At 70.8% G+C, this 21,500-nt stretch carries 20 protein-coding genes; 7 read left to right on the top strand and 13 right to left on the bottom strand.

Annotated elements, in window-relative coordinates; genetic code table 11:
- Positions 1–455: 455 nt before the first annotated feature.
- Together glpK and ACYQ77_RS03745 are read right to left on the bottom strand one after the other, a co-directional pair.
- Positions 456–1,970 carry a glycerol kinase GlpK gene (glpK, locus tag ACYQ77_RS03750; RefSeq protein WP_459707396.1) on the bottom strand — a complete coding sequence of 505 codons (1,515 nt, stop codon included), beginning with the start codon at positions 1,968–1,970 and terminating at the stop codon, positions 456–458.
- Between the two features lie 20 nt (positions 1,971–1,990).
- Positions 1,991–2,737 carry an MIP/aquaporin family protein gene (locus ACYQ77_RS03745; RefSeq protein ID WP_459708141.1) on the bottom strand — a complete coding sequence of 249 codons (747 nt, stop codon included), beginning with the start codon at positions 2,735–2,737 and terminating at the stop codon, positions 1,991–1,993.
- A gap of 182 nt (positions 2,738–2,919) precedes the next feature.
- On the opposite strand from ACYQ77_RS03745, the gene glpD reads away from it, so the two are divergent.
- Positions 2,920–4,647 carry a glycerol-3-phosphate dehydrogenase gene (gene glpD / locus ACYQ77_RS03740; protein WP_459707395.1) on the top strand — a complete coding sequence of 576 codons (1,728 nt, stop codon included), beginning with the start codon at positions 2,920–2,922 and terminating at the stop codon, positions 4,645–4,647.
- A gap of 479 nt (positions 4,648–5,126) precedes the next feature.
- Here the strand turns inward: glpD and ACYQ77_RS03735 are convergent, their stop codons facing one another.
- Positions 5,127–6,305, bottom strand: a complete 1,179-nt coding sequence (locus ACYQ77_RS03735) for a hypothetical protein (RefSeq protein WP_459708139.1) — start codon at positions 6,303–6,305, stop codon at positions 5,127–5,129.
- Between the two features lie 261 nt (positions 6,306–6,566).
- Here ACYQ77_RS03735 and ACYQ77_RS03730 point away from each other — a divergent pair, with 261 nt between their 5' ends.
- Positions 6,567–7,667, top strand: coding sequence for an adenosine deaminase (locus tag ACYQ77_RS03730; RefSeq protein ID WP_459707394.1), 1,101 nt, complete (start codon positions 6,567–6,569; stop codon positions 7,665–7,667).
- Between the two features lie 52 nt (positions 7,668–7,719).
- Here ACYQ77_RS03730 and ACYQ77_RS03725 read toward each other — a convergent pair whose 3' ends face one another.
- The 5 genes from ACYQ77_RS03725 to ACYQ77_RS03705 form a co-directional block, all read right to left on the bottom strand.
- Complete coding sequence (locus ACYQ77_RS03725) at positions 7,720–9,021, bottom strand: primosomal protein (protein WP_459707392.1); 1,302 nt, start codon at positions 9,019–9,021, stop codon at positions 7,720–7,722.
- A 78-nt stretch (positions 9,022–9,099) separates the two neighbouring features.
- Positions 9,100–9,582, bottom strand: a complete 483-nt coding sequence (locus ACYQ77_RS03720; protein WP_459707390.1) for a YbaB/EbfC family nucleoid-associated protein — start codon at positions 9,580–9,582, stop codon at positions 9,100–9,102.
- A complete protein-coding gene (locus ACYQ77_RS03715) occupies positions 9,579–9,980 on the bottom strand; it encodes a YbaB/EbfC family nucleoid-associated protein (RefSeq protein ID WP_459707389.1) in 402 nt (133 codons plus the stop codon). Before ACYQ77_RS03715 ends, ACYQ77_RS03720 begins: the two co-directional genes overlap by 4 nt.
- Positions 9,981–10,408: 428 nt before the next feature.
- Entirely contained in the window at positions 10,409–11,506 is a 1,098-nt protein-coding gene (locus tag ACYQ77_RS03710; RefSeq protein ID WP_459707387.1) for a C40 family peptidase, read from the bottom strand.
- Positions 11,503–11,862: a hypothetical protein gene (locus ACYQ77_RS03705; RefSeq protein WP_459707385.1), complete on the bottom strand. Its 360-nt coding sequence runs from the start codon at positions 11,860–11,862 to the stop codon at positions 11,503–11,505. The genes ACYQ77_RS03710 and ACYQ77_RS03705 overlap by 4 nt, the downstream gene beginning before the upstream one ends.
- Before the next feature lie 214 nt (positions 11,863–12,076).
- Between ACYQ77_RS03705 and ACYQ77_RS03700 the strand changes: the two genes are divergently transcribed.
- The gene (locus tag ACYQ77_RS03700) at positions 12,077–13,573 is read left to right on the top strand and encodes a vanadium-dependent haloperoxidase (protein ID WP_459707383.1); all 1,497 of its coding nucleotides are present in this window, start codon (positions 12,077–12,079) and stop codon (positions 13,571–13,573) included.
- Here the strand turns inward: ACYQ77_RS03700 and ACYQ77_RS03695 are convergent.
- The 4 genes from ACYQ77_RS03695 to ACYQ77_RS03680 form a co-directional block, all read right to left on the bottom strand.
- Positions 13,570–14,436 carry an aldehyde dehydrogenase family protein gene (locus ACYQ77_RS03695; protein WP_459707381.1) on the bottom strand — a complete coding sequence of 289 codons (867 nt, stop codon included), beginning with the start codon at positions 14,434–14,436 and terminating at the stop codon, positions 13,570–13,572. The two genes, ACYQ77_RS03700 and ACYQ77_RS03695, sit on opposite strands and share 4 nt — an antisense overlap.
- On the bottom strand, positions 14,429–15,856 hold the full coding sequence (locus tag ACYQ77_RS03690) for an aldehyde dehydrogenase family protein (protein WP_459707379.1): 1,428 nt from the start codon (positions 15,854–15,856) through the stop codon (positions 14,429–14,431). Before ACYQ77_RS03690 ends, ACYQ77_RS03695 begins: the two co-directional genes overlap by 8 nt.
- A gap of 1 nt (position 15,857) precedes the next feature.
- A complete protein-coding gene (gene deoC, locus ACYQ77_RS03685; protein WP_459707378.1) occupies positions 15,858–16,826 on the bottom strand; it encodes a deoxyribose-phosphate aldolase in 969 nt (322 codons plus the stop codon).
- A gap of 1,073 nt (positions 16,827–17,899) precedes the next feature.
- On the bottom strand, positions 17,900–18,340 hold the full coding sequence (locus ACYQ77_RS03680; protein ID WP_459707376.1) for a MarR family winged helix-turn-helix transcriptional regulator: 441 nt from the start codon (positions 18,338–18,340) through the stop codon (positions 17,900–17,902).
- 59 nt (positions 18,341–18,399) lie between these two features.
- Between ACYQ77_RS03680 and ACYQ77_RS03675 the strand changes: the two genes are divergently transcribed.
- Positions 18,400–18,768 carry a VOC family protein gene (locus ACYQ77_RS03675; RefSeq protein ID WP_459707375.1) on the top strand — a complete coding sequence of 123 codons (369 nt, stop codon included), beginning with the start codon at positions 18,400–18,402 and terminating at the stop codon, positions 18,766–18,768.
- A 47-nt stretch (positions 18,769–18,815) separates the two neighbouring features.
- Here the strand turns inward: ACYQ77_RS03675 and ACYQ77_RS03670 are convergent, their stop codons facing one another.
- Complete coding sequence (locus ACYQ77_RS03670; RefSeq protein WP_459707373.1) at positions 18,816–19,466, bottom strand: DUF1707 SHOCT-like domain-containing protein; 651 nt, start codon at positions 19,464–19,466, stop codon at positions 18,816–18,818.
- A 23-nt stretch (positions 19,467–19,489) separates the two neighbouring features.
- Here ACYQ77_RS03670 and ACYQ77_RS03665 point away from each other — a divergent pair, with 23 nt between their 5' ends.
- The 3 genes from ACYQ77_RS03665 to upp are packed head-to-tail and all read left to right on the top strand — an operon-like array spanning position 19,490 to position 21,466.
- Positions 19,490–20,290, top strand: a complete 801-nt coding sequence (locus ACYQ77_RS03665; RefSeq protein WP_459707371.1) for a methyltransferase domain-containing protein — start codon at positions 19,490–19,492, stop codon at positions 20,288–20,290.
- Entirely contained in the window at positions 20,287–20,823 is a 537-nt protein-coding gene (locus tag ACYQ77_RS03660; RefSeq protein ID WP_459707370.1) for a hypothetical protein, read from the top strand. Before ACYQ77_RS03665 ends, ACYQ77_RS03660 begins: the two co-directional genes overlap by 4 nt.
- A gap of 19 nt (positions 20,824–20,842) precedes the next feature.
- Positions 20,843–21,466, top strand: a complete 624-nt coding sequence (gene upp / locus ACYQ77_RS03655; RefSeq protein ID WP_459707368.1) for a uracil phosphoribosyltransferase — start codon at positions 20,843–20,845, stop codon at positions 21,464–21,466.
- Positions 21,467–21,500: the final 34 nt, after the last annotated feature.

Below are 21,500 nucleotides of genomic sequence, written 5' to 3'. Positions count from 1 at the left end.
CCCCTGCAGAGCCGCCGGGCCCCCTTGACGCGGTGTGATAGCCCTCCGGGAGGTCAACGGGATGGCAGGCAGCCACGGACACCAGTCCTTGCCAACCCAACCCCGTGCCCAACCCCTGCCATCCCGGAGACCAGCCCGTCCGGCGAGGACCCCCCGGAGGGAAAAACCCACAACAAGGCCAACCACCAGGCCCGGGACACACAAACCGCCACAACGGCACTGACCAGCGAAAACCGAAAGAAAACCGCGCCCCCAGTACGTACGGGCAGCCCCCACCACTCCCGGGGGCACCCCGCTGTCCAGTCTACCGGTGACCACCGACAGGGGGACGGATGTCGATCTTGCCTGTGGACAACCATCCCACCTGTGGACAAACCGCCTGCCGCGCCCATGCGCGACAGGCGGTCTGTCGGTGCTGTGCCGTAGCCTGGTGACCGGGGGCCGGAGGCCACCCGTCAGTCCTCCGCCTCCACCCAGTCGAACGTCCTCGTCACCGCCTTCTTCCACTGCCCGAAGGTCTTCTCCCGAGCGGCGTCGTCCATCGACGGCGTCCACTCCTTGTCCTTGGCCCAGTTGTTGCGGATGTCGTCCTCCCCCGCCCAGAACCCGACCGCGAGCCCCGCCGCGTACGCCGCGCCGAGCGCCGTCGTCTCCGCGACCACCGGGCGGATCACCGGCACGCCGAGGATGTCGGCCTGGAACTGCATCAGCAACTCGTTGACCACCATCCCGCCGTCGACCTTCAGCGACTTCAGCGGCACGCCGGAGTCCGCGTTCATCGCGTCGATCACCTCGCGCGACTGGAACGCCGTCGCCTCCAGCACCGCGCGCGCCAAGTGTCCTTTGTTGACATACCGCGTCAACCCGACGATGGCGCCGCGGGCGTCGGACCGCCAGTACGGCGCGAAAAGACCCGAGAACGCGGGCACGAAGTAGCAGCCGCCGTTGTCGTCGACCGCCGACGCCATGTTCTCGATCTCCGGCGCCGACGCGATCATGCCCAGGTTGTCGCGCAGCCACTGCACCAGCGAGCCGGTCACCGCGATCGAACCCTCGAGCGCGTACACCGGATCATTGGCGCCGATCTTGTAGCAGACCGTCGTCAGCAACCCGTTCTGCGACATCACCTTCTCGGTGCCGGTGTTCAGCAGCACGAAGTTGCCGGTGCCGTAGGTGTTCTTCGCCTCGCCCGGCGACAGGCACGCCTGCCCGAACGTCGCCGCCTGCTGGTCGCCGAGGATGCCCGCGATCGGCACCCCGGCCAGCGCGCCGCGTTCGCGGACCTTGCCGTACTCCTCCGACGACGACCTGATCTCCGGCAGCATCGACAGCGGGATCTTCATGTCCGCCGCGATCGACTCGTCCCAGGCCAAAGTGGACAGATCCATGAGCAGCGTGCGGGACGCGTTCGTCGGGTCGGTGACGTGGATGCCGCCCTCGGCGCCGCCGGTCATGTTCCACAGCAGCCACGTGTCCATGTTGCCGAACAGCAGGTCGCCCGCCTCGGCCCGTTCCCGCGCGCCTTCGACGTTGTCGAGGATCCACCGGACCTTCGGGCCGGAGAAGTACGTCGCGAGCGGCAGCCCGGTCTTCTCCTTGTACCGGTCCTGGCCGCCGCCGAGTGCCTCCAGCTCACCGCAGATCCGGTCGGTCCTGGTGTCCTGCCAGACGATCGCGTTGTACACCGGCTTGCCGGTCTTCTTGTCCCACACGACCGCGGTCTCGCGCTGGTTGGTGATGCCGACCGCGGCGATGTCCTTCGCCGACAGGTCCGCCTTCGCCAGCGCGCCCGCCGCCACCTCACGGGTGTTGCGCCAGACCTCCTCCGGGTCGTGCTCGACCCAGCCCGCCTTCGGGAAGATCTGCTCGTGCTCCTTCTGGTCGACCGACACGACTTCACCCGCATGGCTGAAAATCATGCACCGGGTTGACGTCGTGCCCTGGTCGATCGCGGCCACATAGCTCGTCATCGTGCGAATGCCTCTCTACGTCAGGAACTGGCCGGCAGGATCTGGTACAGGAGTCCGGCGAGGACACCACCGACGATCGGGCCGACGACCGGCACCCACGAGTAGTTCCACTCGGGACTCCCCTTGCCCTTGATCGGCAACACGGCGTAGGCGATGCGCGGCCCGAGGTCACGCGCCGGGTTGATGGCGTACCCCGTCGGACCACCGAGCGAGGCGCCGATCGAGATGACGACGAACGCGACGGCCGCGTAGCCGAGGGCCCCGTTGCCGAACACCGGCACGCCGTCGCCGCCCACGGACGCGCCGGGGCTGAGCAGGATCCAGAAGACCAGCACGAAGGTGCCGATGACCTCGGTGACGACGTTCCACGCGTAGTTCGGCACCGTCGGGCCGGTGCAGAAGATGCCGCGGGTGTTCTCCGGCTCGTCGTGGGTGTCGAACTGCAGCTTGTAGGTCAGCCAGGCCAGCACGGCGCCGATGAAGGCACCGACCATCTGACCGAGGAGGTACGCGGGCACGTCCGCCCACTCCGCCTTGCCCGCGGCGACGAGGCCCAGCGTCACCGCCGGGTTCAGGTGCGCGCCGCTCGGGTTGGCGATGCTCGCGCCGACGAACACCGCGAAACCCCAGCCGATGTTGATCAGGAGCCAGCCGCCGCCCGTGCCGAGTGTCTGCTTGAGGACCACGTTCGCGACGACGCCCGCACCGAGCAGAATCAGCCCGGCCGTGCCCAGCATCTCCCAGAGGAATATCTCGCCGAAGTTCAGATCCACGACCACTCCTTCGCGCTGAAGTGGTAGGCGACCGTCGGCCTGAAGGGTGGGGCGCCGGTGCCTACCCTGAGCGAGCCCGACGCTACGGCGCACAAGGTCAACTTGTCCAGATATCGGGACTCCGGTTAGGCCGGTAGCGTGGTTCTCGTCCGGAACGTATAGGACGAGGAGGCGCGGTGACAGCGGATACCACGGGCGGTCAGCTGGGCACAGCCGAGCGTGAGGAGACCTGGCGGCGACTCGGTTCCGAGACGTTCGACCTGGTCGTCATCGGTGGCGGCGTCGTCGGCGCCGGCACGGCACTGGACGCCGCGACCCGTGGCCTGCGGGTCGCGCTGGTCGAGGCGCGTGACCTCGCGTCGGGCACCTCCAGCAGGTCGTCGAAGCTCTTCCACGGCGGATTGCGGTACCTGGAGCAGCTCGAGTTCGGTCTCGTGCGCGAGGCGTTGCGCGAACGCGAGCTGATGCTCACCCGATTGGCACCCCATCTGGTGAAGCCGGTGAGTTTCCTGTACCCACTGACACATCGGGTGTGGGAGCGCCCGTACACGGCGGCCGGTCTGTTCCTGTACGACTCCATGGGCGGCGCGCGGTCCGTGCCCGGCCAGAAGCACCTGACGCGCGCCGGTGCGCTGCGGCTGGTGCCCGCGCTGAAGCGGGCGGCGCTGATCGGTGGCATCCGGTACTACGACGCGCAGGCCGACGACGCCCGCCACACCATGACCGTGGCGCGGACCGCGGCCCACTACGGTGCCGTGATCCGGACGTCCACGCAGGTCACGGGCTTCATCCGGGAGGCGGACCGGGTCTCGGGCGTGCGGGTCCACGACGTGGAGGACGGCCGCACGCAGGAGGTCCAGGCCAACGCGGTGATCAACTGCACGGGGGTGTGGACCGACGAGCTGCAGCGGCTGTCCGGCTCGCGCGGCCGGTTCCGGGTGCGTGCGTCGAAGGGCGTGCACATCGTCGTGCCCCGCGACCGGATCGTGGCCGAGTCGGGCCTGATTCTGCGGACAGAGAAATCGGTGCTTTTCGTCATTCCGTGGAAGAACCACTGGATCGTGGGAACCACCGACACGGACTGGAACCTCGACCTGGCCCACCCCGCGGCGACGAAGCACGACATCGACTACATCCTCGAGCACGTCAACTCGGTGCTGGCGACGCCGCTCAAGCACGACGACATCGAAGGTGTCTACGCGGGCCTGCGGCCGCTGCTGGCCGGGGAGAGCGAGGAGACGTCGAAGCTGTCGCGCGAGCACGCGGTGGCGCGGGTGGCCCCGGGCCTGGTGGCGATCGCGGGCGGCAAGTACACGACGTACCGGGTGATGGCGGCGGACGCGGTGGACGCGGCGGCGGTCGACCTGCCCGGGCGGCTGCAGCCGTCGATCACGGACAAGGTGCCGCTGCTGGGCGCGGACGGGTATCACGCGCTGGTGAACCAGGTGGACCAGCTGGGTGCGCGGCACGGGCTGCACCCGTACCGCGTGCGGCACCTGCTGGACCGGTACGGGTCGCTGGTGCACGAGGTGCTCGCACTCGCGGAGGGCAAGCCGGAGCTGCTGAAACCGCTGACGGCCGCGCCCGACTACCTGCAGGTGGAGATCGTCTACGCGGCCTCGCACGAGGGTGCGCTGCACGTGGAGGACACCCTCGCGCGGCGGACCCGCATCTCGATCGAGTACCCGCACCGGGGCGTGGACTGCGCGGAGCAGGTGGCTTCGCTGATGGCGGACGTGCTCGGCTGGTCGGAGGAGACGAAGAACCGCGAGGTCAAGATCTACAAGGCACGCGTGGAGGCGGAGCGGGACAGCCAAACCCAACCGGACGACCAGGCCGCGGACGCGATCCGCGCCGCCGCGCCGGAGGCCAGGCCGGAGCTGAAGGAACCGGAACCAGCCTGAGCCCGCGCCCCTGCACCCGAACTGTCCACAGCCGGGCGAGTAATCCACAACCGACGGGTAACAAACCACCGTTGTCGGTGGGTACCGGTAGACTGGCATGGCGGGTGGCCCCCGGGATCGGGTGGGGGTTGCCATCGCGCGCGCGAGCGGCGGGAGCCGACCCCGGGATGCCAACCCCGGGATGCCGACCCCGCGTGAGGAACCCCGGGCATGCGGAACCACGGCATGCTGAGCGCTGCGCGCCCAGCCCCGCGAAGCGGGGCGAAGCCCCATCAACCGACTGAGGGGCGCCTGCCATCCCAACCCCGTGCAAGACCCCCTGCCATCCCGGAGACCAGCCCGTCCGGCGAGGACCCCCCGGAGGGAAAACCCCGCGCAAGGCACACCACCAAACCCGGGAACACGCAAAAACGCCCGGCCGGGGATGCCCCGGCCGGGCGTTCCTGACTACGTGCGTGCCCCCGTCGCGGGAGCGGGCCTCAGCTCGTGACCTCGGCCTCGTCGTGCTCGTCGGGGCGCGGCGGGTTCTTCTGGGCCTTGCCGTTGCGGCGCCGCGCGGTCTGCCGCGGCAGGGTGGCCGGCGGCCGCGGCGGCTGCGCGCCGCCGCCCATCATCAGCTCCGCGAACGTGGCCATGGCCTCGTCGAGGTGACCGCCGATGCGGCGCTCCGACTCCTCGTTGCTCTTGCGCACCAGCGACACGACCGAGTCGGTGTCCGGCTGCTTGGCGACCGTGCTCTCGACCTTCGCAACGCTCTCGGCGAGCTGCTTGCCCATCTCGGCGATCTTGCCGGTGAAGCCGTCCTCGACCGCGTCGAGCCTGGTGGTCATGCTGTCCAGGCGGCCGGTCACCTGCTCGAGGCGCACGGCCAGCTCCTCGAGCCGCTCGGTGCCGTCGACCGTGGTCTTCGTGTCGTCGATCGAGTCCTGCAGCGCCTTGCGGGACGCCTCGACCTTCATCGACAGCGACGTCGACTTCTGGTCCACGTTCGCGTGCAGGCCCTCGGCGGTCTCGGCCAGCTTGCTCTGCACGGTCTCCGACGCGTCGTGCACCGACTGGCGGACCGCGTCGCGCGTCGAGTCGAGCTGGCCGCGCACGGCACTGTCGACCTCGTCGACGCGGGCGCGCAGGGTCGACTCGGCGCCCTCGACGCGCTCGCGCAGGTTGTGCTCGGCGGCGTCGATGCGCTCGCGCACCGGGCCGGTCACCGTGCCCGGCAGGGCGTCGAGCTTCGCGTCCTGCTTGTCGAGGTGCTTGTCGATGTTGGCGTCGAGCTCGTCGATGCGGCGGTGGATGTTCGCGAGCTTGTCCTCGAGCCCGTCCATCCGGCCCGCGACGCCCTCGAAGCGGCCTGCCACCCCGTCCAGCCTGCCGTCCAGCTGCGCGAACGGCGTGGCCAGCTTGTCCACGATGCCCTCGACGGCACGGGTCAGCGCCGCCAGCGCGGCGTCCTGGGCCTCGAGCTTCGCCATCGCGTCCTCGACGCGGGACGCCAGCGCGGTCACGTCGGTGCGGTCGGGGACTTCCGACAGGCGCTTGCGCACCGCCCCGATGGACTCCAGGGGCGACAGCCGCGCGTGGATCTCGTCCAGCGTGTCGAAGATCTGCTGCTGTTCGCTCTCACGGATCTCGGCCGCGCGCACCAGCATGTTGCGCATCCGGTCGAAGGAGACCGTCGAGTTGTTGTTCTCGTTCACGGAGGTGACCTTCGTCGTGGGGAGGGGCAGGGCCGACGCCTGCGAGCCTAGCCACTCGCAGAACGCGTCCATACACCACCCGTTAGTACGTTGCAGGCCCAGACACGATCGGTTGGGCCGTTCGGAGGAGGGACGTGACGCGAATGCCACGGCCCGGGATGACCTTACGTGGCGCTTTGGTTACCCGATCGAATGACACCACCCGCCGAGTACCGTTGCACCATGTCGAGCATGAACCCCGTTCCGGTGACCCCGGAGGCCATCAAGACCGCGCCGAAAGTTCTTCTCCATGATCACCTGGATGGTGGTCTCCGGCCCGCCACGGTGATCGAGCTGGCCGACGCGAACGGCTACCGCGACCTGCCCACCAGCGACATCGACGAACTCGGCCGCTGGTTCCGGGACTCGGCCGACTCGGGTTCGCTCGTCCGCTACCTCGAGACGTTCGCCCACACGTGCGGCGTCATGCAGACCACCGACGCGCTCGTCCGGGTCGCCGCGGAGTGCGCGGAGGACCTCGCCGCGGACGGCGTCGTGTACGCCGAGGTGCGTTACGCCCCGGAGCTGTTCTGTGAGAACGGGCTCAATCTCGACACGATCGTGGAAGCGGTGCAGGAAGGCTTCCGGCTGGGCGCCGAACGCGCCCGGGAAGCGGGTCGCCGCATCCGGATCGGCACGCTCCTGTGCGCCATGCGGCAGAACGCGCGGTCCCTCGAGATCGCCGAGCTGGCGGTCCGGCACCGCGACACCGGCGTCGTCGGCTTCGACATCGCGGGCCCGGAGGCCGGCTTCCCGCCCACGCGCAACCTGGACGCGTTCGAGTACCTGCGGCAGCAGAACCACCACTTCACCATCCACGCCGGTGAGGCGTTCGGGCTGCCGTCGATCTGGGAGGCCATCCAGCACTGCGGCGCCGAGCGGCTCGGCCACGGCGTGCGGATCGTGGACGACATCAAGGTCGACGACGACGGGACCGTGCAGCTGGGCAGGCTCGCGAGCTACGTCCGCGACCGCCGCATCCCCCTCGAGATGTGCCCGTCGTCGAACGTGCAGACCGGCGCGGCGCCGTCGATCGCCGAGCACCCGATCGGGTTGCTCACGAAGCTGCGCTTCCGGGTGACCGTCAACACCGACAACCGGCTCATGTCCGGCTGCTCGATGTCGTCGGAGATGTCCGCGCTGGTCGACCAGTTCGGCTATGGCTGGGCTGACCTGCAGTGGTTCACGATCAACGCGATGAAGTCCGCGTTCATCGGGTTCGACGAGCGGCTCGCGATCATCAACGAGGTCATCAAGCCGGGTTACGCCGCGCTGATGGGCTGACACCGAAAGGGCCCCGCCACTCGGGTGACGGGGCCCTTCGCGGGTGTTCAGCTCACTTGATGTCGAGGCGCTCCTCGAAGTCGCTCACCAGCGTGCGCCAGGCCTCGACCTCCGCGTCGAACGGCGCGCTGGGTGCCAGGCGCGTCGGGTCGGGCCGCAGCACGAACGAGACCAGCCAGCCGAGGCTCTCGGACTGGGCCAGCGCCTCGGACACGCTCTTGTCGCCCGCCCAGTCGGCGGCGTCGTTCAGCAGCTCGACCGCGAGGTCCAGCTGGACCGGGTCGACCGCGTCCGGACCCTCCTCGATGTCGTCGGCGAGGCCGTGCAGCACGTAGGTGTTGTCGGTCTCGACCTCGACCTCGAGGCTGCCGTCCGTCGCCTTGGTCGCGACGTCCTCCCAGGTGGACACCTCGGCGAGGTCGTTGTCCTCGGCGCCGGACTGCGCGAGGTACTTGGCCAGCGCGCGGGGCGACTTCGTCACCGCGATCTTGCCCTTCGAGCCGAGGAAGATGGGCTCGTCGTCGAGGTAGCAGCGGAGCGTGTAGTACTCCGCCTCCGCCGTGATGATCTTGATGGGGTCGATGCCCACCTCGGCCCAGAACCCGGCGGGCTCCTCCTCGACGTCCTCGTCCTCCTCGTCGTCGTCCTCGCCGGACTCCTCGTCGACGTCGTCGGCGTCCTCTTTGGACTCCTCGGCGACGACGTCGTCCGCGTCCTCGGCGTCCAGCGCGCTCTCCGCCTCGGCCGACTCGGCCTGGAACGCGGCCAGCTCGTCGGTGGTCTCGTCCAGGGTCGCCTTGTCGACGTCCGGGACCACGACGACCTCGTCGATCGCGTCCAGCACCTCGTCCCAGCGCTCCGCGATGGTCTCGGCGAGCTCGGTCCAGAGCTTCTCGCCCTCACGGCCGGTGAACGGGAACGTGCCCTGCTCGAGCACCGCGAACCCGGCCGCCGAGTTCAGCACCTCGTGCACCTCGTCCAGCTCGCACACGTCGGCGAGCGACCGGACGATCGAGATGATGTCGGCGAGCTCGCCGATCGTCCACGTGTCCGGTTCCTCGGCCGCCAGTTCGGGCACGCCGACGAGGTCGTAGGTGTGCGCCTCGTCCGGCAGCAGCTCCGGCACCGACAGCTCGGGCACGACGTCCCACGCCGGGTGGTCGGCGAGGTCGTGCTCGTCGACGGTGCGGACGAACGCGGCGAGGTGGGCGGCGTCCGGGAACGCGTACAGGTCGTCCTCGTGGCCGAGGAAGGCCTCCCACTCCTCGCCGTCCTCCCGCCAGCGCGGCGCCCACAGCGTGACGACATCGCCCTGGGGCAGGCCGAGCTCGATCGAGACGATGTCCTGGGACATTGCTGGACCTCCAGGTCAGGCAATCCGTGGGGCACTCAGAACGACGGGAAGCCTACGTGGTCGGGGAAACAAGGTGGATCACCGGTCGGACCGTAGCGAGGATGGGTCGAACGAGTCGAGATCATCGGACGAATCCGCCATCGCGACCCGCTTGTCCCGCCGGGCCTGGAACTCCTCCGCCGTGATGCCGCCGTCACCGGGGCGCCGCGCCGGGGCCGCCCGGCCGGACAGCTGCTCCAGGGCGTAGGTCAGGTTGTCGCCGAGGAGCAGGGCGACCTTGTTGTAGCCGGACTGGGTGGCGTCGTCCATCGCGACCGCGGCGACCTTCACGATCAGCTGCGCGAGCCCGTCGGGCCCGTACCGGGCGGCTTCCTGCGCCAGCCACAACCGCTTCAGCTTGCCCCGCCCGTCGACGGTCACCTCGACGGTCCCGTTGCGGTCGTGGGCGGTGCCGGTCACCGTCGCGAGGATCTCGTCCACTTTGGACAGGGCCTCCTGGCGGGCGCGGCCGTCCTCGATCATCTGCCGCGTCGTGCGGTTGACCGGCTCGCGTTCGATCACCGCCTGCCCCCGAGGTGCTTGAGCGGGTCGTCGAAGTCGCCGTCCTCGTCGTCGTCCACCGGCACGTAGCCCAGCGACTCCAGGTGCTTCTCGCCGCGTTCGCCCAGGACGGGCGCCAGGGTCTTGTACATCGTGCTGCCCGCGCGGCGGGTGGCCCGGTCGGCGAGGGAGGTGATGTTGCGCGCCAACGTCTCCATGTCCCCCGACACGGCCGCCGGCGACAGCTTCAGCCCGGTCAGCAGACCGCCCGGCGCCACCTCGACCTCGATCCCGCCGTCGGGTGAGCTGGCCTTGCCCGTGACGCGGCCGACGCGGGCCACCTGCGCCTGCGCCCGTTCGCCGGCCTGCGCCACCTTGCGGTCCAGCGCCGCCAACTCGTGGTCGATGTCGATCTCCACGACCCCTCCTGATCCCCGGTACCGCACAAGTGTGCCCGATAGGTCCGACAAGCGCGCTGGTCTGTGACAAGTCGTGGTCGCCGGAGGTTCGGCCCGGCCTGCCGAATCCGGTGCCAAAGCACAGCGTCGCGGCCCGCGGCCGCGGCTCGCGCGCGCGGTGCCCAACCCCCACCCGATCCCGGGGGCCACCCGCCATGCCAGTCTACCGGTGGACACCGACAAACGTGGGTGTTCCCGTGCTGCCTGTGGATAACCGGGTGGGCTGTGGACAACTCGGTCGGTTCGGGGTCGGCTCGGTGCTCACCGGGTTTCGCGACGGGCGAACCACGCGTCGGGCTCGGGCGGTGGGTGTCAGCGGGGGCCCACGGCGCGCGGAACGGCATTCCGAAGCAGAGTCAGCCGGACTCGACCGGTCCGAACGGACGACGTCACCCTGTCGGGCGGTAGAAGCCCACGAACGGCATGCCCGCGTTGGTGGTGCGCAGTGGTCCGACCTGTACCGGGTCGCCCGCCTCGACGATCTGGCCGTTGCCGATGTACATGGCCACGTGGCCCTCCCAGCAGATCAGGTCGCCGGGGAGGAGCTGGTCGGCCGACGGGACCTCGGCGCCGATGTCCTGTTCGCGGGACGTGCGCGGGATGTCCAGGCCCGCCTCGCCGTACGCGTACTGGGTCAGGCCGCTGCAGTCCAGGCCGACGCCCGGCGCGGTGCCGCCCCACACGTACGGCACGCCGAGCTGGCCCAGCGCCGCCCGGACGGCCTTCGCCGCGGTTTCGTTCGGGGCCATGACCGTGCTGCCGTCGGGGAGGTTCACCGCGACGCCCGTGCCCGGCTGGGGCGGGATCGCGACCGGGAGGCGTTTCTTGGTGACGACACCGCCGCCGCCTCCTCCGCCACCGCCGCCGTCACCACCACCGCCACCTCCTCCGCCGCCGCTGTTGTAGGCGGCGGGCGGGGCGTGGTGCTCGGCGTTGGACGGGGTGGTGGCGCCGCCGCCGTTGAGGCGGTCGACGACCCCCGTCAGCTGCGTCATGACGGCTTCGAGGTTCGTGCTGCTCTCGCCGCTGACCTGCGCGCCGAGGCGGATCAGCTCGGAGATCTTGGCCTGCGCGCCCGCGTGGTCACCTGCCGCGCGCAGGGCGGCGGCGGCCGACAGCAGCTCGGCCGCCTTGTCCATGAAGTTGTCGATGAGCTGCTGGTTCGTGTTCTGGCCGACCTTGAGGATGCCCGCCGCGTCGCGCACCGCGGACTGGACCTGGGCGCTGTACTCGCTGATGTCCTTGGTCGCGGTGCTCATCGTGCGGGCGTCCGCGGCCTGCCGGTCGGCCGAGCCGCCGGTCCAGCCGTACTGCAGCGTCCGGACCTGGGCGCCGGCGTCCGAGTCGTAGGTGTACAGCGCGTTCTGGACGTTGCCGTGCGCCTGGCCGACGCTGTCGATCGCGCCGTCGTCGGTCGCGAGCTGGCGCTGCGCGTCCGCGGCCGGCTGGACCAGCGGGGTGACGAGCGGGACGGTCGTGGGACTCACGCGATCTCACCCGTCGCCCGTCGCATGCGCCGGCCCGACTCGTCCTCGATGTCGACGTAGTTCGTCCACGTCTGGCCGACCGCGTCCGCCATGTCGTTCGTGTTGCCCGCCAGCCGGTTGACCCGGTCCAGCTGGTTGCGCGTGGCGTTGCGGATGGCGTCGGACAGCCCCACCTCGTTGCCCACCCGCGAGAACGCGTTGCCGTCCAGCGACGTGTGCGCGCCCAGGTTGTTGCCCGTCGCGCGGTTCAGGTCGTCGGCCAGCGGGCGGTAGCCCCTGGTGAAGGCCGCGAACGCGTCCTCCTCCGCGTCGTAACCCGGCGGCGGCGGTGGCAGCGGCTCGTCGTGGTTCGTCATCTGTCCCCTCCTGACGGGTCTGACGCACACCAGCCCCCGGTGGCTCCCGTCCCGTGCAAAGAGTAGGTCAACTCCGCCCGTCCGCGCAGGTGAACGGGCAACACGGAGGTACCCACGGGCCGTAACGGACGGCCCGGTCGTTACGACATCCGGGCTACTGGGGTGTCCTGGCTCTCGCGAGCCGGGGCTGTGTTTGTTCTGGGGAGGACAACCGATGAGTGATCGTCGTGCTGACGCGCGCCTGCAGCGCGTCCGGGCAGCGGAGACCGAGTTCGCCCGGGCGGTGCCCGAGCACCGCAACAACGGCGAGGAGGCCGACTACGCGCCCATCGCCAACTACAGCAAGGGCCTGCCGCACAACGAGTTCGGCGAGGCGGACCCGCGGGCGTACCGGCTGTTGCGCCGGGCCGTCGCCACCGGCCGGGAGGAGGACTACGAACGGATCCCGCTCGACGGGGACCGCCCGCTCACCAACCCGCGCGCGGGACTGGGCTTCGACCTCGAAGGCCCGGACGCGCAGGCGCTCGCCATGCCGCCCGCGCCGAGGATCGACCAGCCGAGGAACTCGGCGGAGATGGCCGAGCTGTACTGGATGGCGCTGTGCCGCGATGTGCCGTTCACCCGCTTCGCGGACGACCCGCTGGTCGCCGAGGCGGTCGCCGACCTGTCGACCGCCTACTCCGACCTCCGCGCGCCCCGGCAGGGCGGTGAGGTCACGCCCGGCACGTTGTTCCGCGGTGACACCCGCGGTGACCTCGCGGGCCCGTACCTGTCGCAGTTCCTGCTGAAGGACGTGCCGTACGGAACCCTGCTCGTCCGGCAGCTGCAGGACACGCCGGAGAAGCGGGACTTCCTCACCGACTTCACCGAGTGGCTGAAGGTGCAGAACGGCGCGGACCGCACGCCGACGCGCAACCGCAAGGAGCGCAGGTACATCCAGACGCCGCGCGACATGGCGCACTACGTGCACTTCGACGCGCTCTACGAGGCGTACCTGAACGCGTGCCTGATCCTGCTGGGGATGGACGCGCCCGTCGACGCGGGCAACCCGTACCACTTCTCGGCGAACCAGGCCGGGTTCGGCACGTTCGGCCCGCCGCACGTGCTGTCGCTGGTCACCGAGGTCGCCACCCGGGCGCTCAAGGCCGTGTGGTTCCAGAAGTGGAACGTCCACCGCAGGCTGCGGCCCGAGGAGTTCGGCGGCCGCGTGCACCTGCACCTGTCCGGCAGGCGCGAGTACCCGATGATCGACGAGGAGATCCTGAACTCGCGGGCCGCGAAGACGGTCTTCGAGAAGTGCGGTTCCTTCCTGTTGCCGCAGGCGTTCCCGGAGGGCAGCCCGACGCACCCCGCCTACGGCGCGGGGCACGCCACGGTCGCGGGCGCGTGCGTGACCGTGCTCAAGGCGTGGTTCGACGAGTCGACCCCGCTGCCGGACCCGGTGGTGCCGGACGAATCCGGCACCACGCTGGTCCCGTACACCGGCCGGGACGCCGGGCAGCTGACCGTCGGCGGCGAGCTGAACAAGGTCGCCGCGAACGTCGCGCTCGGCCGGAGCATGGCCGGGGTGCACTGGCGCTCGGACTACTCCGAGTCGGTCCGGCTCGGTGAGGAGATCGCGATCGGCATCCTCCGCGAGCTCAGGTGCACCAGCAACGAGCGGTTCTCGTTCACGCTGAGCCGCTTCGACGGCACCGCCATCACCATCTAGACGCCCATCGGGTGCCAGACGGTCTTGGTCTCGACGAAGGCGCGCAGCCGGGCGATGTCCGGCTGCGCGCTCCAGTCCGGCTCGGTCGCCTTGGCCCGCACCACCCGCTTCACGGTGTCGGCCGCGGCCGCCTCCAGCTCGGTCCGCATCGACTCCGGCGCGCCGGTGAGGTCGAGCGCGTTGATGTCCGCGTGCGACGCGAGCCACGGCGCCAGCTCCGCGGTCCGGCCGGTGACGATGTTGACGACCCCGCCCGGCACGTCGGAGGTGGCGAGCACCTCGGACAGGGTGATCGCGGGCAGCGGCCGGTCCTGGGAGGCGACGACGACCGCGGTGTTGCCCGTGGCGATCACCGGTGCGACCACGCTCACGAGACCCAGTAACGACGACGCCTGCGGCGCGAGCACGCCGACGACGCCGGTCGGTTCCGGCACGGAGAACGAGAAGTACGGTCCGGCGACCGGGTTCGACGCGCCGAGGACGGTCGCGATCTTGTCGGTCCAGCCCGCGTACCAGACCCACCTGTCGATCGCCGCGTCCACAATGGACTGCGCCTTCTTGCCGTTGACGCCCTCACCGGCACCGGCCTCCGCGATGAACTGCTCGCGCCTGCCCTCCAGCAGCTCGGCCACCCGGTACAGGACCTGGCCCCGGTTGTACGCGGTGGCCTTCGCCCAGCCGCCGAACGCCTTGCGCGCGGCCACGACCGCCTCGCGGACGTCCTTGCGGGAGCCCTGCGCCGCGTTGGCGAGGAAGGCGCCCTTGCTGTCGCGCACCTGGTAGGAACGGCCCGACTCGGAACGCGGGAACGCGCCGCCGATGTAGAGCTTGTACGTCTTCGCGACGGACAGACGGTCAGACATCGAGGTATGCCTCCAGTCCCGTGCGGCCGCCCTCGCGGCCGAACCCGGACTCCTGGTAGCCGCCGAACGGCGCGGTCGGGTCGAAGCGGTTGAACGTGTTGGCCCACACCACGCCCGCGCGGAGCTTGTTCGCCATCCAGAGGATGCGCGAGCCCTTCTCCGTCCAGATGCCCGCGGACAGGCCGTAGGGGGTGTTGTTGGCCTTGGCGACGGCCTCGTCGGGCGTGCGGAACGTCAGCACCGACAGCACCGGGCCGAAGATCTCCTCGCGGGCGATGCGCATGGCCTGGCTGACGCCGGAGAACACGGTCGGCGCGAAGAAGAAACCCTTGTCCGGCAACGGACACGGGCTCACCCACTTCTCGGCGCCCTCCTCCTCGCCCGACTCGACCAGCGACGTGATCTTGGTGAGCTGGTCGCGCGAGTTGATGGCGCCGACGTCGGTGTTCTTGTCGAGCGGGTCGCCGATCCGCAGCGTCGAGATCCGCGCGTGCAGCTTCTCGAGCAGCTCGTCGGCGACCGACTCCTGCACCAGCAGCCGGGATCCCGCGCAGCAGACGTGCCCCTGGTTGAAGAAGATGCCGTTGACGATGCCCTCGACGGCCTGGTCGAGCGGGGCGTCGTCGAACACCACGTTCGCGGCCTTGCCGCCGAGTTCCAGCGTGAGCTTCTTGCCCTTGCCCGCGAGCGTGCGCTGGATCAGCTTGCCGACGTCGGTGGAGCCGGTGAACGCGACCTTGTCGACGCCCGCGTGGCTGACGACCTCGGCGCCGACGTCCCCGGCGCCGGGCAGGATGTTGACCACGCCCGGCGGCAGCTCGGCCTGCTGGATGATCTCGGCGAGCACCAGCGCGGTCAACGGCGTGGTCTCGGCGGGCTTGAGCACGACCGTGTTGCCGCAGGCCAGCGCGGGCGCGATCTTCCACGCGGCCATCAGCAGCGGGAAGTTCCACGGGATGACCTGGCCCGCGACCCCCAGCGGCTTCGGGTCCGGTCCGTAGCCCGCGTACTCCAGCTTGTCGGCCCAGCCCGCGTGGTAGAAGAAGTGCGCGGACGCGGTCGGCACGTCGACGTCCCGCGACTCCTTGATCGGCTTGCCGTTGTCGAGGCTCTCCAGGACCGCCAGCTCACGCGCGCGTTCGGCGATCATGCGGGCGATCCGGTAGATGTACTTGGCGCGCTCGGCGCCCGGCATCCTGCCCCACACCCGGTCGTAGGCGCGGCGCGCGGCCTTGACCGCGCGGTCGACGTCGTTCTTGTCGGCCGTGCTGACCTCGGCCAGGACCTCCTCGGTGGCCGGGTTGAGCGTCTTCAGCGGCTCACCGGCGCCGTCGACGAACTCGCCGTCGACGAACATCCGGTAGCTGGGCTTCAGGTTCGCGATGTCCCTGTTCTCGGGAGCCGGCGCGTATTCCCACATGTCAGTCCACCGTCACGTAGTCAGGGCCGCTGTAGTGGCCGTCGAGCTGGGCGCGCCGCTGCATCAGCAGGTCGTTGAGCAGGCTGGACGCGCCGAAGCGGAACAGCTTCGGGGTGAGCCATTCCGGTCCCGCGACCTCGTGCACGGCGACGAGGTAGCGGATGGCGTCCTTCGTGGTGCGGATCCCGCCCGCCGGTTTGACGCCGCGCAGCTCACCGGTGTGCGTGTGCCAGTCGCGGACGGCCTGCAGCATCACGTGCGTGACGGGCAGTGTGGCCGCCGGGCTGACCTTGCCGGTGGAGGTCTTGATGAAGTCGCCGCCGGCCAGCAGCGCGAGCCAGGACGCGCGGCGCACGTTGTCGTAGGTGGCGAGCTCGCCGGTCTCGAGGATGACCTTGAGGTGCGCGGGCCCGCAGGCCTCCTTCACGGCGACGATCTCGTCGAAGACCCGGCCGTACTGCCCGGACAGGAACGCGCCCCGGTCGATGACCATGTCGACCTCGGTGGCGCCGCTCTCGACCGCGAACCGGGTGTCGGCGAGCTTGATCTCCCGCGTCGACCGGCCCGACGGGAAGGCGGTGGCCACGCTCGCGACCTCGATGCCCGTGCCCCGCGTCTCCTTCGCCGCGGTCGCCACCATGTCCGGGTAGACACAGACCGCGGCGACCTTCGGCACGTCCGGGCGCTCCGGGTCGGGACGACGGGCCTTCGCGCACAGCGAGCGGACCTTGCCCACGGTGTCGGCGCCTTCGAGCGTGGTCAGGTCGACCATGCTGATGGCGGTGTCGATGGCCTGCATCTTCGAGGCCTTCTTGATGCTGCGGGTCGCGAGGCCCGCCGCCCGTTGCTCGACACCGACCTGGTCCACGCCGGGTAGCCCGTGGAGGAACCGTCGCAGGGACGTCTCGTCCCGGGTCGCGTCGGCGAGCGCGGGCGGTAACCCGGTGCTCGCCGTTGAGGGTGCTGCCATGTGCCCGAGTCTAGGCGGCGCACCCGACATCGCCCGCCGGGTCGGACCGGGTTGTCCACAGGTCGAGCAGTTGTCCACAGGTCACCGTCGCCGACCACCGATTGTCGGTGGGCACCGGTAGACTGGCAAGGCGGGTGGCCCCCGGGATCGGGTGGGGTTTGCCGTCGGGCGTGTTTGCCGCGCGCGCGGGGTTTTCGCGGGTGTGGGCGTTTGTTGTGCGGTGGGCGCTTGGGGTGCGTCCGCGGTGCGGGGGTCTTCGTGGCGCGAGGAGGGCGTTCGCGGGGCGGGTTCGCTTTTGTGAGTGGATGGTCCCGGCGTGGGACCGGTCTTCTTGGCGCGGGTCGGGTGCTCGCGGGGTGGGTCGTGCGCTCCCGGCGCGAGGTTGGCGCTCGCGGCACGGGACCGGTCTCGGTGGTGCGAGCCGGGCGTTCACGGACCGGGCCGCGCACGCGCGGTGCGGAGTGGTGCTCACGGCACCGGGGCCAGCTTCGTGCGCGGGTCGGGTGCTCGCCGGGCGGGCCGCGGGCTCGCGATGCGGAGCGGTGCTCGCGGCACGGGACCAGCCTTCGTGCGCAAGCCGGGCGTTCACCCACCGGGCCGCGCACGCGCGGTGCGGAGTGGGCGCTCACGGCACATGGCCAGCCTTCGTGACGCGGGTCGAGTGCTCGCCGACCGAGCCGCGGGCTCGCGACGCGGAGCGGTGCTCGCGGCACGGAACCCAGCCTTCGTGTGCATGCCGGGCGTTCACGGAGCGGGCCGCGCACTCGCGGTGCGGAGTGGGCGCTCACAGCACATGGCCAGCCTTCGTGACGCGGGTCGAGTGCTCGCCGACCGAGCCGCGGGCTCGCGACGCGGAGCGGTGCTCGCGGCACGGAACCAGCCTCCGTGCGCATGCTGGGCGTTCACGGAGCGGGCCGCGCTCGCGATGCGAGTGGCGCTCACGGCACGGGACCGGCCTTCGTGGCGCGAGGAGGGCGTTCGCGGGGCGGGTGGCGCGCTCGCCGCGCGAGGTGGGTGCTCGACCGGCCTTCATGGCGCGAGGCCGGTGTGCGTGGTGCGGATCGGGGCGTTCGTCAGTTCGTGGTCAGTGCGGTGGCGCACGTGGACAGGTCCTCGCGCAGGCGGGGCAGGTGCTCCTTCGGCAGGGCGGCCAGCATGCGGCGTTCCACCCCCGCCACGATCTCGCTCGCCCGCGCCAGCATCGCCGCGCCCTCGTCGGTCAGCTGCGTCGGCAGCGCCCGGCCCTGCGGTGCGACCGGCGGGCGGGTCAGCAGACCGCGGTCCTGCAGGCCCTGCAGCACCGTGTGCATCGACTGCCTCGTCACGAACGCGCCCCTGGCCAGCTCCGACGCCGACAACCCCGGCCGCCTGCCCAGCAGTTCCAGGCACGCGTACTGCGGAACGCTCAACCCCAGCGGCCGCAGTGCCGCGTCCATCGCGGTGCGCAGGGCCGCTGCCGCCTGCTTCAGCGCGTAGCCGATCGACGAGTCCAGGTCCACCCGCTCTTGCGTCATGTCAGGAGTCTGACATACGCTGCCCTATGTCAAAGTCCTGACATAAGGAGACGCAGATCATGGCCACCGTGACCGGGCCCGACTTCATCGCCCTCCAGGTTCGTGACGTGGACGCCGCCGCCGCCTTCTACGAGGAGCACCTCGGCCTGCGCCGCACCCCCGCCAGTCCGCCCGGGGCGGTCGTGTTCGCCACCAGCCCGGTGCCCTTCGCGGTGCGCACGCCCCTGCCGGGCGTCGACCTGGACGCCGGGCGGCTCGGGGCCGGCGTCGCCCTCTGGTTGCACGCCGACGACGCGCAGGAACTGCACGACCGGCTCACCGAGGCAGGCGTGCGCATCATCGCCCCGCCCGTCGACGGGCCCTTCGGGCGGACCTTCACGTTCGCCGACCGGGACGGGTACGCGGTCACCGTGCACGACCGCGGCTGATCAGCCAAACCCCAACACCGGCAGCGCCGGTTCAGACGACGGGCGCGTCACTCCTCGATCTGACGCTGGTCCTTCGCGCGCTTCTTGCGCTTGACCTCGACACCGCCCCAGAAACCGAGGCCGTTGATCTTCACGAGCGGTGCGCCGGGCCGCGGCTGGCTCTGGTCCATGACCTTGTTGTCGAAGGCGCCCATGAACCCGACGCCGTTGACCTGCACGACCACGTCCTCGGGCACGAAGATCTCGATGCCGCCCATGAACGCGTACGCCTGGATCGTCGTCTCCGCGTCCTCGAAGCGCGCGTCGGTCAGGTCGATCTGCACGCCGCCCCAGAACGCGAACGAGGTGAACGTCGGCGGGACTGTCCACACGCCCTTGCGCACGGCGCCCGACATGATCGCGACGGCGGCGCTCGACGTGCCCCGCCCGCCGATCCGGTTCGACGCCACCGGAGCGGGCGGGGCGACCGCCGGCACGGGCAGCTGCGGTGCCTGGCCACCCACCGGCAGGTCGCGCACCAGCGGCTCGAGGTCGCGGAACACCTTCGCCGCGTAGACCTTGTCGAGCCGCTCCTCGAGTTCCTCGACCGTCAGCCTGCCCTCGGCCATGGCGTCGTGCAGCACCTGCGCGACGCGCTCGCGATCGGCGTTCGACACCCGCATCTCGCGCGGGTCTGGCACGGCTGGCGGTTCACTCACGCGGGTGAGGTTATCGTGCGCACATGCCCGACGGTGCCCGGCGCGGCCTATTCCACGCCGACGAGATCTCGCCCGCTGACCTCGCGAAGCAGATCTCGACGCTGGACCAGCAGTCCCGGCTGCCGGGCATCCCCCGGCTGCGGGCGTGGACGATCGCGGCGCTCGGCGTGCGGCCCGGCCAGAAGGTGCTCGACATCGGTTCCGGCACCGGCGAACTGGCCCGTCTCCTCGCCGAAACCGTCGGTCCGGACGGCGCCGTGACCGGCGTCGACCCCAACCCCGGCATGCGGGCGGAAGCGCAACGGCGGGCGCCCCGCGCGAGGTTCGCCGACGGCAACGCCTACGCGCTGCCGTTCGCGGACGGGTCGCTGGACGCGGTCACCTGCGAACGCGTGTTCCAGCACCTCGACCACCCGGAGAAGGCGACGGCCGAGATCGCGCGGGTGCTGCGGCCGGGTGGACGCGTGGTGGTCACCGACGTCGACTGGGCGACGGCGATCATCCATCCCGGTGAACCCGACATCGTGCGCGTGATGACGGAGTCGATGCGCGGCGGCGTGGTGAACCCGTTCGCCGCGCGGAAGCTCCCCGGTCAGCTCGCCGGCGCGGGCCTCACCGTGGACGACATCGGCTCGCAGGCGCTCATCCAGTCCCCCGACGCGGCGACCGGGCCGGTGGTGCGGATGCTCGGGCGGATGGCGGTGGACCGCGGCGTGCTCGGCGCCGAGGACTGCGAGCGGTTCCTCGCCGACCTCGCCGCGGGCGCGGAGACCGGGAACTTCCACATGTCGGTCACCATGTTCGCGGTGCTGGCGCACTGGTGAGCACCGTCATCCTGAGCGGCGCGAACCCGGGCGTGCGCCTCACCGACGGCGAGGTGGTCACGGCGTTCGCGTCCGTGTGGACCGTCGACTGGTCGCTCCGCGGCGCGGGCACGGCGCTGGTGCTGTGGCACGACGACCAGGTGCGGGCCGTGGGCGCCGAACCCGGGCTGGCGGAGTGGCTCGCGCAGTACTTCGTGCGCCACTTCCCCGAGGTCGACGGGCTGCCGTGGCCCGCGCCGCTGGTCGAGACGGCACCGGTGGCCATCGACCTGGACCTGGCGACCGGTCTCACCGCACGTGGCGCCGGCATCGAGGTGACCATGTCGGACGTGCTCGGGCGGCGCACGTTCGCCACCGACGACTTCGACCTCGACGGCGTCCCGCACTCGCTGCAGTTGCTGCTGGCACCGGTCGCGGAGGCCGCCGTCACCGTCGACGGGCAGCGGGTGCCTGGACAGGTGCGGGTCGGCGGCACCGAGCACCGGCCGTCGTCGTCGGCTTTTCTCGCCACCGCGGAGGTCTGGTCGGTCTGAACGGCTACCGTGTCGCTCCATGGATGTGCTGACCGTCGATCACCCGCTCGTCAAGTCGCGGTTGACCGTCATGCGGGACGCCCGCACCGACAACGCCGTCTTCCGCGCGGCCCTGCACGAGCTGACCGTCATGCTGATCTACGAGGCGCTGCGCGACGCCCCGGTGCGCACCGAGCGCATCCACACGCCGGTCGCCCGCACCGAGGGCTACTGGCTCGCGAAGCCACCGCTCCTGGTGCCGGTGCTGCGGGCCGGCCTCGGCATGGCCGACCAGGCGCACAAGCTGATCCCCGAGGCGCAGATGGGGTTCGTCGGCCTGGCGCGCAACGAGGAGACGCTCGAACCGACCCCTTACATGGAGTCCCTGCCCGCGGACCTCGCGGGCAGGCCAGTGTTCGTGCTCGACCCGATGCTCGCGACCGGCGGCTCGATGGAGTACACGATCCGGCTGCTCACCGACCGCGGCGCCACCGACGTCACCGCCGTGTGCGCGCTGGCCGCGCCGGAGGGCATCAAGCACCTGTCCGAGGCGAAGCTGCCGGTCCGGCTGGTCACGGCGAGTATTGACGAGCGGCTCAACGACTCCGGCTACATCGTGCCGGGGCTCGGGGACGCCGGTGATCGGCAGTACGGCGCGGTCTAGGAGGATGTGGTATCACGGTGGTACCGTCGAAAGC

Source organism: Actinophytocola sp. KF-1 (assembly GCF_054661535.1).
The sequence above is the reverse complement of the archived record's forward strand: the minus strand, read 5'-3'. Positions and strand labels throughout refer to the sequence as shown.

Bases quoted from the DNA above. Each gene is read 5' to 3' on its own strand.
- glpK (WP_459707396.1), bottom strand. From the start codon at position 1,970: ATGACGAGCTATGTGGCCGCGATCGACCAGGGCACGACGTCAACCCGG.
- ACYQ77_RS03735 (WP_459708139.1), bottom strand. From the start codon at position 6,305: ATGCGCAACATGCTGGTGCGCGCGGCCGAGATCCGTGAGAGCGAACAG.
- ACYQ77_RS03730 (WP_459707394.1), top strand. From the start codon at position 6,567: ATGTCGAGCATGAACCCCGTTCCGGTGACCCCGGAGGCCATCAAGACC.
- ACYQ77_RS03725 (WP_459707392.1), bottom strand. From the start codon at position 9,021: ATGTCCCAGGACATCGTCTCGATCGAGCTCGGCCTGCCCCAGGGCGAT.
- ACYQ77_RS03705 (WP_459707385.1), bottom strand. From the start codon at position 11,862: ATGACGAACCACGACGAGCCGCTGCCACCGCCGCCGCCGGGTTACGAC.
- ACYQ77_RS03700 (WP_459707383.1), top strand. From the start codon at position 12,077: ATGAGTGATCGTCGTGCTGACGCGCGCCTGCAGCGCGTCCGGGCAGCG.
- ACYQ77_RS03695 (WP_459707381.1), bottom strand. From the start codon at position 14,436: ATGTCTGACCGTCTGTCCGTCGCGAAGACGTACAAGCTCTACATCGGC.
- ACYQ77_RS03690 (WP_459707379.1), bottom strand. From the start codon at position 15,856: ATGTGGGAATACGCGCCGGCTCCCGAGAACAGGGACATCGCGAACCTG.
- deoC (WP_459707378.1), bottom strand. From the start codon at position 16,826: ATGGCAGCACCCTCAACGGCGAGCACCGGGTTACCGCCCGCGCTCGCC.
- ACYQ77_RS03680 (WP_459707376.1), bottom strand. From the start codon at position 18,340: ATGACGCAAGAGCGGGTGGACCTGGACTCGTCGATCGGCTACGCGCTG.
- ACYQ77_RS03675 (WP_459707375.1), top strand. From the start codon at position 18,400: ATGGCCACCGTGACCGGGCCCGACTTCATCGCCCTCCAGGTTCGTGAC.
- ACYQ77_RS03665 (WP_459707371.1), top strand. From the start codon at position 19,490: ATGCCCGACGGTGCCCGGCGCGGCCTATTCCACGCCGACGAGATCTCG.
- upp (WP_459707368.1), top strand. From the start codon at position 20,843: ATGGATGTGCTGACCGTCGATCACCCGCTCGTCAAGTCGCGGTTGACC.